Raw genomic sequence first — 15878 nt, 5'->3', positions numbered from 1 at the left:
GACCTCGTAGTCAATGTAAAATATCTGCTACAGAAAGTCAGATATCAGTAATGACTCATACTCCATATTAGAAACATTAATTAACACCTATGCCTGAGCCTGTTGCAGGATTAATGGGCCTTTCGGCGGGTAGGGGAGCCTCTGATGGGTGGTCATTCACGGCGAGGATGACATTTCCGTCCGGTCACAATAGGCAATTAGGCTAGACACCAAGGCCCGCGCGGCTTCGGTGGAAACCGGAAAACTACGGGTCGAAACGTGACTTGTAGTTATCGCTTAGTACCACTCCAGAACTCCTTGTAGCCTTCCAGGTTCGATTGCAGAATGCCGCGGCCACCGGGTCACCAACCCGGCCACTAGAACAACAAGACCGTTGCCAGTTCGATAACCCGGGTCGCCAACGTAGTAGCCCGGACAATCCCAGGATCACGCAGGAGATTTGCGAGTGCAGATCGGTGTACCCCTCGAGACCCAAGCCGGTGAGACGCGGGTCGCAGCAACGCCGGAGACGGTCAAGAAACTGATCGGGCAAGGCCATCAGGTCGTCATTCAGAGCGGTGCGGGCGTCAGCGCCAGCCAGCCGGATGCCGCTTACGAAGCCGTTGGTGCGAAGATCGGCACTGCCGCCGATGCCTTGGGCGCCGAATTGGTCCTCAAGGTCGTCGCGCCCAGCGAAAGCGAACTGGCGCAGATGAAGCCAGGTACCGTGCTGATCGGCATGCTCAACCCGTTCAACAACGAGAACATCGCCCGCATGGCCGAACGCGGCGTCACCGCCTTCGCCCTCGAGGCCGCGCCGCGTACTTCCCGCGCGCAGAGCCTGGACGTGCTCTCCTCCCAGGCCAACATCGCCGGCTACAAGGCCGTGATGCTCGCCGCCAACCACTACCCGCGCTTCATGCCCATGCTGATGACCGCCGCCGGCACCGTTAAGGCCGCCCGCGTGCTGATCCTCGGCGCTGGCGTTGCCGGCCTGCAGGCCATCGCCACCGCCAAGCGCCTGGGTGCGGTGATCGAGGCGTCGGACGTGCGCCCGGCGGTGAAGGAACAGATCGAGTCCCTGGGCGCCAAGTTCGTCGACGTGCCCTACGAGACCGACGAAGAGCGCGAGTGCGCCGAAGGCGTCGGCGGTTACGCCCGCCCGATGCCGGCCTCGTGGATGGAGCGTCAGGCCAAGGCCGTGCACGAACGCGCCAAGCAGTCGGACATCGTCATCACCACCGCGCTGATTCCGGGCCGCAAGGCGCCGACCCTGCTGCACGAGGCGACCGTCGCCGAAATGAAGCCGGGCTCGGTGGTCATCGACCTCGCGGCATCGCAAGGCGGCAACTGCCCGCTGACCGAAGCCGACCAGGTCGTGATCAAGCACGGCGTGACCATCGTCGGCCTGAGCAACCTGGCCGCGCTGGTACCGGCGGACGCCTCCGCACTCTACGCACGCAACCTGCTCGACTTCCTCAAGCTCACCCTGACCGCCGAAGGCTTCACGGTGAACCTGGAAGACGACATCGTCGCCGCGTGCCTGATGTGCCGTGACGGCCAGATCGTGCGCAAGAACGGCTAAGAGCGATCGCCCTTCTTATATAAGAACGCGCCGGGTGTATGCCCGGCCCTGAAGACCGGTGAGAAACTATGGAAGACATGCTGATCTCCCACGGCATCTACAACCTGATCATCTTCGTGCTGGCCATCTACGTCGGCTACCACGTGGTATGGAACGTAACCCCTGCCCTGCACACCCCGCTGATGGCGGTGACCAACGCCATTTCGGCAATCGTGATCGTCGGCGCCATGCTGGCCGCCGCCCTGACCGTCACCCCGCTGGGCAAGGCCATGGGCACCCTGGCCGTGGCCCTGGCTGCAGTGAATGTGTTCGGTGGCTTCCTGGTCACCCGCCGCATGCTGGAAATGTTCAAGAAGAAAGCGCCGAAGGCGGAGAAGCACTGACATGAGCATGAACCTCGTCACCCTCCTCTACCTCATCGCCTCGGTCTGCTTCATCCAGGCCCTGAAAGGCCTGTCGCACCCGACCTCGTCGCGTCGCGGCAACCTGTTCGGCATGGTCGGCATGGCCATCGCCGCGCTGACCACCGTGGCCCTGGTGTTCAAGATCAGCAGCGAAATTGCCACCACCGGTATCGTCTATGTGGTCGTCGGCCTGCTGATCGGCGGCACCGCCGGTTCGATCATGGCCAAGCGCGTCGAGATGACCAAGATGCCGGAGCTGGTCGCCTTCATGCACAGCATGATCGGCTTGGCTGCCGTATTCATCGCCATCGCCGCCGTGGTCGAGCCGCAGTCCCTGGGCATCGTGCAAAACCTGGGCGACACCATCCCGGCCGGTAATCGTCTGGAGCTGTTCCTCGGCGCCGCCATCGGTGCCATCACCTTCTCCGGCTCGGTGATCGCCTTCGGCAAGCTGTCGGGCAAGTACAAGTTCCGCCTGTTCCAGGGCGCCCCGGTACAGTTCACCGGCCAGCACATGCTGAACCTGGTGCTGGGCCTGACCACCCTGGGCCTGGGCCTGCTGTTCATGTTCACCGGCAACCTGACCGCCTTCGTCGTGATGCTGGCCCTGGCCTTCATCCTCGGCGTGCTGATCATCATCCCGATCGGTGGCGCGGACATGCCGGTGGTTGTCTCGATGCTGAACTCCTACTCCGGCTGGGCCGCGGCAGGTATCGGCTTTTCGCTGAACAACTCGATGCTGATCATCGCCGGTTCGCTGGTGGGCTCTTCGGGCGCGATCCTCTCCTACATCATGTGCAAGGCGATGAACCGCTCGTTCTTCAACGTCATCCTCGGTGGCTTCGGCGCCGAAGCGGACGCTGGCGGCCCGGCTGGTGCCAAGGAAGCCCGCCCGGTGAAGTCCGGCTCGTCCGACGATGCCTCGTTCCTGCTGACCAACGCCGACAGCGTGATCATCGTCCCCGGCTACGGCCTGGCGGTGGCCCGTGCCCAGCACGCGCTGATGGAACTGGCTGAGAAGCTGACCCATCGCGGCGTCACCGTGAAGTTCGCCATCCACCCGGTTGCCGGCCGTATGCCGGGTCATATGAACGTCCTGCTGGCCGAGGCCGAAGTGCCTTACGAGCAGGTGTTCGAGATGGAAGACATCAACTCCGAGTTCGGCCAGACCGACGTGGTGCTGGTACTGGGCGCCAACGACGTGGTGAACCCGGCCGCGAAGAACGATCCGAAGTCGCCGATCGCCGGCATGCCGATCCTCGAGGCCTACAAAGCCAAGACCGTGATCGTCAACAAGCGCTCGATGGCCAGCGGCTACGCCGGCCTGGACAACGAACTGTTCTACCTGGACAAGACCATGATGGTCTTCGGCGACGCCAAGAAAGTCATCGAAGACATGGTCAAGGCCGTCGACTAAGACGACCGTCGATCCACAAGACACCGGCCTCGCGCCGGTGTCTTGCTTTCCGGCAATGGGAAATCCTCTGGACTTTGGTAGTAAGAAGGCGACCGGCCGGGCGATTTTTCGACCTTGGTATAAGAGCCAAAAATCGCCGAGTCCCTAGACTGGCGGCCTTGCACTCCCTACTGCCCGAGGTTTCCCCCATGTTCCGTGATCGCGTGCGTATGTCCTCCCTGCTGGACAAGGTGATGACTGCCGACCAGGCCGCGGCCCTGATTCAGGACGGCATGACCGTCGGCATGAGCGGCTTCACCCGCGCCGGCGAAGCCAAGGCCGTACCCAAGGCCCTCGCCGAGCGCGCCAAGCAGGAGCCGCTGCGCATCAGCCTGATGACCGGCGCCAGCCTGGGCAATGACCTCGACAAGCAGCTCACCGAAGCCGGTGTGCTGGCCCGCCGCATGCCCTTCCAGGTCGACAGCACCCTGCGCAAGGCGATCAACGCCGGCGAAGTGATGTTCATCGACCAGCACCTCTCCGAGACCGTCGAACAGCTGCGCAACCACCAGCTCAAGCTGCCGGACATTGCCGTCATCGAAGCCGTGGCCATCACCGAGGAAGGCCACATCGTGCCGACTACCTCGGTGGGCAACTCGGCCAGCTTCGCAATCTTCGCCAAGCAGGTGATCGTCGAGATCAACGTCGCGCACAACACCAACCTGGAAGGCCTGCACGACATCTATATCCCGACCTACCGCCCGACCCGCACGCCGATCCCGCTGACCAAGGTCGACGACCGCATCGGCAGCACCGCCATCCCGATCCCGGCGGAAAAGATCGTCGCCATCGTCGTCAACGACCAGGCAGACTCCCCGTCCACCGTGCTGCCGCCGGACGACGAGACCCAGGGCATCGCCAACCACCTGATCGACTTCTTCAAGCGTGAAGTGGACGCCGGGCGCATGAGCAACAGCCTCGGCCCGCTGCAGGCCGGCATCGGCAGCATCGCCAACGCGGTGATGTGCGGCCTGATCGAGTCGCCCTTCGAGAACCTGACCATGTACTCCGAAGTACTGCAGGACTCGACCTTCGACCTGATCGACGCCGGCAAACTGCGCTTCGCCTCGGGCAGCTCCATCACCCTGTCGACCCGCCGCAACGCCGATGTGTTCGGCAACCTGGAGCGCTACAAGGACAAGCTGGTGCTGCGTCCGCAGGAGATCTCCAACCACCCTGAAGTGGTCCGTCGCCTCGGCATCATCGGCATCAACACCGCGCTGGAGTTCGACATCTACGGCAACGTGAACTCCACCCACGTCGGCGGCACCAAGATGATGAACGGCATCGGCGGCTCGGGCGACTTCGCCCGCAACGCGCACCTGGCCATCTTCGTCACCAAGTCCATCGCCAAGGGCGGCAACATCTCCAGCGTGGTGCCGATGGTCAGCCACGTCGACCACACTGAGCACGACGTGGACATCCTCGTCACCGAAGTCGGACTGGCCGACCTGCGTGGCCTGGCGCCGCGCGAGCGCGCCCGGGTGATCATCGACAACTGTGTGCACCCGTCCTACCGCGACGCCCTGAACAGTTACTTCGATGCCGCCTGCGAGCGCGGCGGCCACACCCCGCACATCCTGCGCGAGGCCCTGGAGTGGCACATCAATCTGGAAGAGCGCGGCCACATGCTGGCGGCGAGCTGATCCGGAGCCTTTTGCGGGCCATTCAGCAATGAATGGCCCGCGAGGGTTTACAGCCGAAAAAAAACCACGTAAAAACACTCCTGAACAGATTTTTATCCCGCCTCAACTGTTCAGCTCCCCCCGCCGCCTCCCCGGCCGGCAACCTCGAAATACCTCAGATGCCTACCAATTGCGCACCAGAATGGAGCGCAACGGTACAGTTTGCCCCGAAAAACACCATTACAGTTCAAAATAACAATCGCCTGACCACCAGCAATACTGTGCAACTGTACCTGTCATCCCTGACTAAAAAGTCAGATCATATGCTCAATCAATTCAGCAACTGACTCTCGTCACAAGCGAGAAGGATGACCACCATGGAACGTACCCTCGGTTCCGCAGCCCTGAGCACCACCCGTAGCACCTCCAGCGCCCATCGTGGCCTCGTCGGCACCGTTCGCCTGTGGCAGCGCCGCATGGAAAGCCGCCGTCAGCTGGCCCGCCTGGACTCCCGCCTGCTGGCCGACGCCGGCATCAGCGAAGCCCAGCGTTACGCCGAGCTGAACAAGCCGTTCTGGCGCTGATTCAACAGTACAACTGAGCCACTCTCTCCAGGCTCGCCGTAACTGTACTGGTAGTTTGTAAGTTTGTTGCCCCGGCCGCTCAGCCAGAGCGGCCTTCGGGCAGCAGAATCTCCCTCTCCGCTTTTTCGTCCAGCAGATTGCGATACAGATCTGCCCAGACACGCCCCATTGCATCCGCGGTGAACAGTTCGCGATAGCGAGCCTCCGCCTGCAGCCTCGGAACTCTCCGGACACGCTCACGCACTCTGCCGAACAGGCAACCAGCAGTCACCCAACAGGCAATGCCCGCGTCCTACCCAATAGCGATTCGGCGCGCCGCGTTGACGTCAGCTCATTTCCACTTCGCGCGACACCTCGCGGCGCCGTTTCAGGGCATGCAGCACCCGGCTCACCAACTGCTGGCTGGCATCGCGCCAGCCGAGCCAGCGCCAGTCAGCCACGCTGCGAGCCGCCGGGAAGCGGCCAGTAGACTCGTATTCCTGTACCAGGGCAGCAAGGGTTTCCGGGCGCTTGAGGTCAAAGTACGCGACGAAGTCGCCGCCTACCTCGCGGAACACCGGAATGTCGCTGGCCATGACCGGCAACTGACGCTGCATAGCTTCGACCAGGGGCAGGCCGAAGCCTTCGACGAATGACGGGAAGACCAGCGCACGGGCATGCGCGTAGGCGTACTCCAGCCCCCGATCATTGAGCTTGTTGAACATGAACAGTCGCTGGTTGAGCTGCGGGTGGCTTTGAATCCGCTCGATCAGCGCATCGCACTTCCATCCGATCCGGCCGATGATGCACAGCCTGGCCTGGGAGCCCTGGGCCCAGAGCCGCTCGAAAGCATCCAGCAGGTAGGCGTGATTCTTCCGCGGTTCGATGGTGCTGACCATCAGGTAGACCGGATCACCCTCGTCGAACATCCGCACCAGTGCGCCGTCCAGCGCGGAGCGGTCGTGCACCAGATCCAATTCGGAGCCGAGATAGAAGTGCTCGAACCACAGTTGGCGGGCAGCATGCTCGCCCCGGCGTCGCACGATCTCGGCGCGCACCTGGTCACGAATGGTGGTGGAGATGCAGATGAATCCATCGGCCTTTTCGGCGATCCAGTCGAACCAGACGTCGAATACCTTCACCAGGCTGGCATCGCAAAATTGCGGGTGGGTGCAGGGAATCAGGTCGTAGATCACCGAGATCAACCCCACCCCTTGCGCCTTGAGACGCTCCGCCACCGGGAAGAAGTCCGCGTGCCAGGAAGAGTCGAGCAACAGCAGCTGGTCGCCCGGCAATACGTCCAGCGGTTCCATGCGATCGGGAACTACGTAGTTGCGCGAGGCGTACATGACCGCCCGCAGTGGCACACTGATTGCCAGGCCCGCCAGCTTGGCAAGCACATAGAGTGCGCGCCGGGCATTGTGCGAGTGGCTCATCGGCCAGCGCCGCTCCAGCCGCGAGTGCTTCAGCCAGTAGTAATTGCGCATCCGCTCCAGGACGGTCTTCATGCGGCTATGCCACGGCTCCTTCGTGCCGTGGGGCGGCGCCAGGTGCAACACCCGGTACATGCGCCCGCGGAAGAAGACCACGGGAATGCATTCCGCATCGCTGTTCACGCTTTCCAGATGACCGATGACATTGCGCACCACGCGCTGGATGCCGGAGTTCATATGGGGATGTTCGAAGACATAGGTACATTCGACGAGCAAGCGCATCAACGAGGCTCTCCACTGCTTTCGGTCCGTGAATCACTGGTCTGGCGCTCGATAGTCGCGCGCGCATCCAGCCATGAGTAGCCGATGAAGTTCTCCCGCGTGCTGTTGACCACATGGAAGATCATCGCGCAGTCGCGCCATTCGTAGTTTCCGTCCAGGTGGGAGTCCTGCCGCGACAGGCTCAGGGATACCGAATAGTTTCCCGGGCCCAGGCGCATGGCGAAGGCATAGCGGAACGTCAGCCGATCCCCCGCCTTCAGCCCTGTCTCAACCTGCTTGAGGCGATGCGAATTGATGCCATACATGGCCTGTCCCAGGCGGTCCTTGAGCATGAAGCCGAGCACCAACCGCTCGAGGTCCCGGCAAACCCGGACGCCCACCTCCAGCACCACCTCGTGGCCAACCTCGACCAGATCGATCTCCCGGCCGCCGCTGTCCAGCAGCCGTACCGATTCAATCTCAGCCTCGCCGGTACCGGATATGGTCCGCGCCTTGCCATTGGCCAGCATTTCCTGGCGCACGATCTGATTGAGCCCTTCCCCCATCCGCGCGTGGTAATAGTCCATGACCATCTCCGGGTCACCCTGCATCGCCACTTGCCCGAACTCCAGCAGCACTGCGCGATCGCAGATGGACTGGATGGAGAAACGGTCGTGGGAGACGATCAGCAGCGTGGTGCCGGCGCGGCGGAAGCTGCGAATGCGCTCGAAGCTCTTGTGCTGGAAATACGAGTCACCCACCGACAGTGCTTCATCGATGATCAGCACATCCGGGCGGCGGGCGGTGGCGACGCTGAAGGCCAGGCGCATCTGCATGCCACTGGAGTAGGTACGCACCGGCTGGTCGATGGCGTCGCCAATTTCGGCAAAGGCTTCGATTTCCGGCAGCAGTTCGTCAATCTCCTCCCGCTGCAAGCCCAGGAGTTGCGCGGCCATATAGACGTTCTGGCGGCCGGTGAACTCCGGGTGGAAGCCCATGCCCAACTCGAGCAGTGCGGAGACCTTGCCGCCCACCTCGCAGGTGCCCGTGGTGGGTTGGGTGGTGCCGGTGATGATCTTCAACAGCGTGCTCTTGCCCGCTCCATTGGAGCCAACGATGCCCACCGCCTCGCCCGGCTCGATCTCCAGGGAAATGTTCTGCAGGACCCAGTGTTGTCGATGACGTGACTTGCCGCCGGGTGTGGTCCATTCGAGCAGACGCGACCAGCGCTTGGGGTACTGACGATAGGCCTTGCCCAGTTGTTGGATTCGGATATGGCCCATCAGAGTTCGTCCACCATTTCACCCGCGCGCGCGCGGTACAACGCCATCGCCAACATGCACAGCAGCACGCCGCAAACCAGGATCGGCAGCAGTTGAGTCAACTGCGGCAGCTGGCCCTGAAGGAACAGGTTCTGGTAGGCCTGCATCAGGCCAGTCATCGGATTGAGCTGCACCAACCGGCCAAAGGGCGGCGGCAGCAGACTCAGGGGATAGACGATGGGGGTAAACCAGAACCAGAACTGCAGGAGGATCCCGAACAGCTGCCCGACGTCGCGGAAGAACACGTTCAGCACACCCACCAGCATGCCCAGGCCGACGGCGAACAGCAGTTGCAGCGCCAACAGCAGGGGGAACACCAGCAACGCCACGCCGGGCAGGCGGCCGGTGATGAGCAGGAAGCCAATGAACAGGGCAAAGATGATGGCGAAATTGAGCAGGGCATTGCACACGCTCACCACCGGCAGGCAGAGGCGCGGGAAGCTCAGTTTCTTCATCAGGTTGGCGTTTTCCAGGAACATGTTCAGGCAACGGCTGACCACTTCGGAGAACAAGCCCCAGGTCAGCAGGCCTGCGCACAGGAACACGCTGTACGCCATCTTGTCGTCCACGCCAGGCAGACGTGCCCGCATCACTTCGGAGAAGATCACCGTGTACACCAGGATCATCGCCAGCGGATTGAGGATGGTCCACGCCGCACCCAGCAACGACCCGCGATAACGCGACTCGAACTCCCGACGCACACTGCCCACGATAAAACCACGATACTGCCAGGTACTTCTCAAACTGCTCAGCGACATCAAACAACCCTGCCGTAGATATCCTCGAAACGGACGATATCGTCCTCCCCCAGATACTCGCCGCTCTGCACCTCGATCATCACCAGATCGATCACGCCGGGGTTCTCCAGACGATGACGGTGCCCCGCGGGAATGTAGGTGGACTCGTTACTGTTCACCAGGCGAACGATCTCGCCGTTGGTGACTTTGGCCATGCCCTGTACGACGACCCAATGCTCGCTGCGATGATGATGCATCTGCAGCGACAGGGCGGCCCCAGCCTTGACCACAATGCGCTTGATCTTGAAGCGCTCTCCCTCTTCCAGCACCGTGTAGGTACCCCAGGGCCGGCTGACGGTCCGATGCAGTCGATAGGCCTCGTTCTCGCTTTCCTTGAGCTGCTTGACCACCATGCGCACGTCCTGGGCCCGATCGGCCCGCGCCACCAGGACGGCGTCGGCGGTCTCGACCACGATCAGGCCCTCGATGCCCAGGGTGGCAACGAGGCGGCCCTCGCTCTGCACGTAGTTGTCCCGGCTGTCGACAAAGATCGCGTTGCCGGCGGATCGGTTGTTGTCCCCGTCGGCTTCGACCAGGGCGCTCATGGCGCTCCAGGAGCCGATATCGCTCCAGTCGAAGGCCGCCGGCACGACGGCGACGCAGTCGGAGCGCTCCATCAGCGCGTAGTCGATGGAGATGTCCTCCAGGCCACAGAAGTGCTCGTGCGGCAACTCCTGTTGGAGCACATTGCCCAGCTCCTGCGGCTGGCTCGCCTGTTGGCAGTCAGCGGCCTGCGCCAGCAGCTGCGGCGCATGTTTTTCCAGCTCGCGGATGAGGGTGCCGACGGTGAAGCAGAACATCCCCGAATTCCACAGGAAGGTGCCAGCCTTGAGGAACTGCTTGGCGGTATCCAGATCGGGCTTCTCAACGAAGCGCTTCACCGTACTGCCGCCGCTGGTGTCCAGCACATCCCCGGTCTCAATGTAGCCGAAGCCGGTTTCCGGCGTGGCAGGCACCACGCCGAAGGTCACCAGGCGCCCCTGGGCAGCCAGTTCGGCGGCATGCCCCACCGCGCGGGTAAACGACTCGACATCGCGGATCAGATGGTCCGCGGGCATCACCACCATGGTCACGTCATCGCCGTGCAGCGCACGCAGCGCCAGCGCGGCGACGGCGATCGCCGGCGCCGTGTTGCGCCCGGTGGGCTCGAGGATGAAGTGGCCGCGCTGGCGCAGCTTGGCCGCCTGGAAATGGTCCTTGCTCTGGAAGTAGTAGTCACGGTTGGTCACCGTGACGATGCTGCCATCGTCCGCCAGCAGGCCGGCCGCGCGCCGATAGGTCTTGTTCAGCAGGGACTGCCCATCAGGCATGGTCATGAAGGGCTTGGGTTGACCTTCGCGGGAAACCGGCCACAACCGCGTACCGGCACCACCTGAAAGAATGACTGGAATGAGCATGGCTTACTCCTTGTCGACACGACGCAAATCGGCATCGACCATCATGTGAATAAGCGATTCCAGGCTGGTCTTCGGGCGCCAGCCCAAGACGCGCCCGGCCTTCGCCGGATTGCCCAGCAGTACATCCACTTCCGCGGGGCGGAAGAAGGCGGGATCGATCACCACGTAGTCCTGGTATTGCAGGCCGACACGATCGAAGGCGATTCGGCACATCTCGCGTACGGTGGTGGTCACGCCAGTGGCTACCACATAATCGTCCGGTCGGTCCTGCTGCAGCATCAGCCACATGGCTTCCACATAATCACCGGCGAAGCCCCAGTCGCGCCTGGCGTCAATGTTGCCCAGGCGCAGCTCGCTCTGCTTGCCGAGCTTGATACGAGCTACCGCATCGGTGACCTTGCGCGTCACGAACTCGATACCGCGCAGCGGGGACTCGTGGTTGAAAAGGATGCCGCTGGAGGCGTGCAGCTTGAAACTCTCGCGGTAGTTCACCGTCATCCAGTGACCGTAGAGCTTAGCCACGCCGTAGGGGCTGCGCGGATAGAAGGGGGTATCTTCGTCCTGCCGCTCGGCCTGGATCAGGCCGAACATTTCACTGGTGGAGGCTTGGTAGAAGCGTGTTTGCGGGCTGAATTGGCGAACGGCTTCCAGCAGATGGGTCACCCCCAGGCCATCGACGACACCGGTGGTGACGGGCTGATCCCAGGAGCTGCCGACAAAGCTTTGCGCACCCAGGTTGTACAGCTCGTCGGGCATGGCCCTGATGACCGCGCGCTGAACGGAACAGGCATCCGCCAGGTCGCCTTCGAGATAGACCACGTCAGACTCGATACCCAGCTCGCGCAAACGCCACCGCGTATCGGAACTGCGGCGGGCGACGAGCCCGTGTACCCGATAGCCCTTATCCAGCAAGAGCCTGGCGAGATAAGCACCGTCCTGACCCGTAATACCGGTGATCAATGCACTTTTTGTCATTCTTCTAGCATCCGTGATGTCTCGTGGTCACGTGGCCTACGAGCTAATTCTAGTTCTTCCGGATTTTGCCGATGCCGGCAGGTCAAGCCATCCACAGTCTCCGGGTAAAGCGACATTACAGTCGGGTCGGCGCAGGCTCGTGACGTTGCAGCGTCCGAACTCTCTGGCGATTGGCAGTCGCCGGGCAGGGATATCCAAACCCTCGCCGCAAACCCACAGATTTACTCCTGCATTACCCTGACATCCCGGTCCGCCAGAATATCCCTGGGTACAGGGTCCTGGCTGATCGCTGGCTACCATCCTGTTTCCCGTGGCAGCCCGGCATGGCTGGCCACGGAAACCTCGCTTTTCCACACGCCCAAACGCCAGGGCTACCGGCAGATCCCGGACATTGAGGAAATCACGGGAAATCTCAATAGCCCCCACCTCGATACGGGGGGTATGAATGCATTGCCGGACACGCACCCGTTGCCATGCGGCCCACAGTCACGGGGTTGAACGGGCGTGGCGCCATCATGCGCCACGACCAGGTGAAGCTCCACTGCTGACGCAACATCACCGCGGTGCCACCAGAGTGGGAAGCCGTCCATCCGGCAACCAGTGTCTCCAATTGTTCTGCAGCAAAGAAACCGGTAACGGCTGACCGGTTAGTCAGCCGGACAGAGCGCTACCTACTCGGCCTGCCGATAGCCCGCCGCCAACGCCGAATCCACTGCCGGAGCAGCGCCGGAAACGGCAGCCGGAGACTCCGAAGTGAAGCGCTGCAGACGTCGGCGAGCGATCTCGGCGCCTTTTCGACGCAGAGGCTGCTCGATGAAACGGTAATTCAATTCGGCGGCGATTACAGCGAACAGCAGCGCGGTCACCACCAGTTCCACAGTGAAGGATGCGTCCAGCGTCACACCCTGCGCCGCGGCATAGCGATGCCACAGCTCGCGACTGAAGTGGTAGGCGCACACATGGATCACATAAAGCGCATAGGAGCGCGACCCCAGCCAAAGCAGCAGCCTGGAGAGCGGTGCCGGGCAATACAGATAGCCCTTCTGGTAGCTGGCGATCCACACCAGTACCAGCGAGACGATGGCCACCAGGCCCACCGCCACCGGCATCGCGATCAACTGTGCGGGGATCGCTCCCAGCAGGTAGAACAGCATCAGCGGCAAGGCCAGCCGAAGCCAGACGCTATCGCCCAGGAAGGTCGGTTCGAACTGGCGCAGCAGCGGGGTGCGGCCGGCCAGGCAGAGCAGCACACCCCACATCATGGCGTCCAGGCGGAAGGAGTTGAGGAGCGCGCTGGTGGGCGTGCCGAACATGTTGCGATCCAGACCGAACTGCAGGGCGATCAGCCCCAGCAGGAGGCCCACCCGCCAGCGGTAGGCCGTCACGCACAGCAGGAACAACGGGAAGATGAAGTAGAACTGTTCCTCCAGGGCCAGACTCCAGTACACGCTGTTGGGGCCCAACAGATTCCCATACTGGTTGGCCAGGTTGGCGCTGAAGGTCGCCACTGCGGTGAAGCTGCGCAGGTTATCGAACCAGGAGCCGAAGGCACCGCTCTGGTTGAACACCACTGACAGGCCCAACGGGATCAGCACCCACAGCCAGGCCGTCGGCAGCAGACGATAGACCCGGCGCAACCAGAAGCTCTGCGCGGCGATGGCAAAATGGCCCTGCTGACGATGCCGGTCGAAGTAATCCAGGTAACTCTTGCTCACCACATAGCCGGAGATGCAGAAGAACAGATCCACACCGGTCCAGGGCATGTAAACGCCAAAGAACTTGAGGAAGAACGCCTCGTAGTACGGCAGCAGCACCGGTACATGGCAGAGCAGGGTCAGGCCGATGGCGGCTCCCCGCAGATACTCGATCTCCAGGTTCTTGCCCTGACTCATGCGCTTCCCTCTCCGGCCCTTGGAGGCGACATTCGGGTCGCCGCGTGGACAAACATCATTCGCATCACTCTCCGTTCCTCAGCCGCCAACCCGGGAATCGACCATTACCGGCAATGCCGGCTCCCCGGCCAGGCGCCGGGACACGAGCACACCCTTGCGCCGCAGAGGCGTTTCCACCAGGCGGAAATTCAACTCACTGAGGAGCACGATCAACGCCGTTGCGCACAGCACAAAGGGGTAGAAATAACGCTCATCGGCAGTCACCGACGGGTACAGGCGCGCAAACGCCTCCCGGACTGCGAAGAAAGCCGGGACGTGGATCAGGTAGATGGCGTAGGAACGTGATCCGACCCAGATCATCAGGCGCCGCACCACGCCCTTGGGGAGCAACACGTCGGCGTCATAGGACGCGACCCACACCAGTGCGCTGGCCCCCAGTGCCACCAGGCTGAACTTGTAGACGCCAACATTGATGAGGTCCGCCCAAAATGCGCCCATCAGCAGGCTCAGCCCCGCCAACAGCAGGGGGCCGACCCTCAGCCGGGTCGGCAAGGCAACGCGCAGGCGGGCGTAGAGTGGCGTCCGGCTCCAGATGGCCAGCAGCACCCCAAGCATCAGCGCATCGCTGCGGAACATCACCATCAGCAGGCCGCGGGAAGCGAAGAGCTGGTACAGGACCAGCGCGACCAGTACATGAGGAAGCCAGCGTCGCGACAGCAGGGCCAACAGGGGCAGCAGCACATAGAACTGTTCCTCCAGCGACAGGCTCCAGTACACGAAACTGGCCCCGTATTCACTGCGCATGAAGGTTTCCACAAAGCGCCAGTTGGCGATCTGCAGCAGTGCGGCGTAGGTCGCATCCAGGTTGGCATGCCAGGTGCCGAACACGCCGGAGTCGTTGAACCAGAGCACTGCTGCCAGCACCACCATCAGCCAAAGCCAGGCAGAGGGCAACAAGCGCCAGGCGCGTCGCACCCAGAACGCCAGGATGCAGCGCCAGGCCCCGCCCCGTTCGGCTGCGGCGCCCAGGCGCGGCAGCAGGTCACGGGCAATGACGAAACCGGAAATCGTCAGGAACAGGTCGACGCCAAAACCGCCGGAAAAGTGCGCGGTCAGGTAGTCGAAGCGCGGCGAGACCCAGGTAATCAGGTTGCCGTGGGCGTGGTGCAACACCACGAAGAGCACGGCAAAGCCCCGCAGAATCTCGATGTCGGCGATCCGGCCCTTGCTCATGCCTCAGCTCCGGGCAGTCCACGGCCCGCATGCACGGACGTCCATTGGGCACGAATCAGCCGCGACACACCAATTGGCTCCCGGCTCAAGCAGGCTTGCGCGCAATGATGGCCTGGCTCTTGGGCATCGCCCGGTCCAGCGCCTTCTTGATGCGCGGCCCGTCTTCGGTCTCCAGCATCATGTTCCAGGTGCGCGTCCAGCTATCCAGCAGCGGATGCCACGGCGGCGACAGGTCCTGCTTGCAGGCCCAGAAGAAGAACCACCACACCGACCAGTAGAAGCCGTAGTGCGCCTGGCGCTCGATGACCAGGCCGGCGTCGCGGATCAGTTGTTCGAAGGCTTCGCGCTCGAACACGCGAATGTGGTTCGGGCGCTGGAAATAGGAGTCCGGAGCCAGGTCCTTTTGCACGCTCTCGCCCAGCGGGTCGGGCACCGTGATCAAGTAGAGCGCGCCAGGCTTGCCGACCCGGACCAGCTCGCTCATGAACTGCGCGGGATCCTCCACATGCTCCAGGACCTCCATCGCCACGACCTTGTTGACGCGCGCATCCGGCAAAGGAATGGGGTTGGCATCGGTCACCAGCGGCAGCATCGCGCGGGCATTGGAGCCCTGCAGCGCGCGCTCGACGCCAGCGACCTTGTCGGCGTCGATATCCGCGAAGATGACTTCCGCACCGCGCTGGGCGCAGAACTGCACGAAGGGTCCGTCGCCACAGCCGATGTCGAGCACCGAGTCGTCTGCACTGATCGGGAAACCCTCGAACAGCTCATCGGTCTCCTGGTGGAACCAGCCACTCAAGTAGGTATCTTTGAGCGTCGACAGGTTTTCGGCCGGTGCGACCACCAGATCGGGGGTGCGTTCGGGCTCGGCGGCCGGCGCCGGCTTGCGGCCCAGGCCCTTGATGAACTCCAGCATGTCAGCTCCAGCTATGACGGGTGTATGCCGCGGCAACGCC

The 15878-nt window shown here is 62.7% G+C and carries 13 protein-coding genes and 1 pseudogene; 5 read left to right on the top strand and 9 right to left on the bottom strand.

Going from position 1 to position 15878, the window contains the following annotated elements; all coding sequences use genetic code 11:
• The first annotated feature begins 445 nt into the window (after window positions 1–445).
• From GA645_RS00410 to GA645_RS00390, 5 genes are all read left to right on the top strand, one after another.
• Complete coding sequence (locus GA645_RS00410) at window positions 446–1564, top strand: Re/Si-specific NAD(P)(+) transhydrogenase subunit alpha (protein WP_152218885.1); 1119 nt, start codon at window positions 446–448, stop codon at window positions 1562–1564.
• A 68-nt stretch (window positions 1565–1632) separates the two neighbouring features.
• On the top strand, window positions 1633–1947 hold the full coding sequence (locus tag GA645_RS00405) for an NAD(P) transhydrogenase subunit alpha (protein ID WP_015474896.1): 315 nt from the start codon (window positions 1633–1635) through the stop codon (window positions 1945–1947).
• Between the two features lies 1 nt (window position 1948).
• Window positions 1949–3385: an NAD(P)(+) transhydrogenase (Re/Si-specific) subunit beta gene (locus tag GA645_RS00400; protein ID WP_152218882.1), complete on the top strand. Its 1437-nt coding sequence runs from the start codon at window positions 1949–1951 to the stop codon at window positions 3383–3385.
• A gap of 188 nt (window positions 3386–3573) precedes the next feature.
• Complete coding sequence (locus GA645_RS00395; protein WP_152218880.1) at window positions 3574–5070, top strand: acetyl-CoA hydrolase/transferase family protein; 1497 nt, start codon at window positions 3574–3576, stop codon at window positions 5068–5070.
• A 356-nt stretch (window positions 5071–5426) separates the two neighbouring features.
• Entirely contained in the window at window positions 5427–5633 is a 207-nt protein-coding gene (locus GA645_RS00390) for a DUF1127 domain-containing protein (protein WP_015474893.1), read from the top strand.
• A 79-nt stretch (window positions 5634–5712) separates the two neighbouring features.
• On the opposite strand, the pseudogene GA645_RS28930 reads toward GA645_RS00390, so the two are convergent.
• The 9 genes and pseudogenes from GA645_RS28930 to GA645_RS00345 all read right to left on the bottom strand — a co-directional run.
• Window positions 5713–5844: pseudogene (locus GA645_RS28930) on the bottom strand (glycosyl transferase family 1); the annotation flags it as partial.
• Between the two features lie 115 nt (window positions 5845–5959).
• On the bottom strand, window positions 5960–7330 hold the full coding sequence (locus tag GA645_RS00380) for a glycosyltransferase family 1 protein (RefSeq protein ID WP_178119464.1): 1371 nt from the start codon (window positions 7328–7330) through the stop codon (window positions 5960–5962).
• The gene (locus tag GA645_RS00375; protein WP_152218876.1) at window positions 7327–8589 is read right to left on the bottom strand and encodes an ABC transporter ATP-binding protein; all 1263 of its coding nucleotides are present in this window, start codon (window positions 8587–8589) and stop codon (window positions 7327–7329) included. The genes GA645_RS00380 and GA645_RS00375 overlap by 4 nt, the downstream gene beginning before the upstream one ends.
• Entirely contained in the window at window positions 8589–9386 is a 798-nt protein-coding gene (locus GA645_RS00370; RefSeq protein WP_152218874.1) for an ABC transporter permease, read from the bottom strand. Before GA645_RS00370 ends, GA645_RS00375 begins: the two co-directional genes overlap by 1 nt.
• Window positions 9386–10822: a mannose-1-phosphate guanylyltransferase/mannose-6-phosphate isomerase gene (locus GA645_RS00365; RefSeq protein ID WP_152218872.1), complete on the bottom strand. Its 1437-nt coding sequence runs from the start codon at window positions 10820–10822 to the stop codon at window positions 9386–9388. Before GA645_RS00365 ends, GA645_RS00370 begins: the two co-directional genes overlap by 1 nt.
• Before the next feature lie 3 nt (window positions 10823–10825).
• Window positions 10826–11797 (bottom strand): GDP-mannose 4,6-dehydratase, encoded by a 972-nt coding sequence (locus GA645_RS00360; protein WP_152218869.1) that lies wholly within the window; start codon window positions 11795–11797, stop codon window positions 10826–10828.
• Window positions 11798–12468: 671 nt separating this feature from the next.
• Window positions 12469–13689, bottom strand: coding sequence for an acyltransferase (locus GA645_RS00355; protein WP_152218867.1), 1221 nt, complete (start codon window positions 13687–13689; stop codon window positions 12469–12471).
• Between the two features lie 78 nt (window positions 13690–13767).
• Window positions 13768–14922, bottom strand: a complete 1155-nt coding sequence (locus tag GA645_RS00350) for an acyltransferase (RefSeq protein ID WP_152218865.1) — start codon at window positions 14920–14922, stop codon at window positions 13768–13770.
• 85 nt (window positions 14923–15007) lie between these two features.
• The gene (locus tag GA645_RS00345) at window positions 15008–15838 is read right to left on the bottom strand and encodes a bifunctional 2-polyprenyl-6-hydroxyphenol methylase/3-demethylubiquinol 3-O-methyltransferase UbiG (protein WP_152218863.1); all 831 of its coding nucleotides are present in this window, start codon (window positions 15836–15838) and stop codon (window positions 15008–15010) included.
• Window positions 15839–15878: the final 40 nt, after the last annotated feature.

The organism is Pseudomonas sp. SCB32, from assembly GCF_009189165.1.
Classification (GTDB): Bacteria; Pseudomonadota; Gammaproteobacteria; order Pseudomonadales; family Pseudomonadaceae; genus Pseudomonas.
Note: the sequence above shows the minus strand (reverse complement) of the source record. Positions and strands in the feature narration are given on the sequence as shown.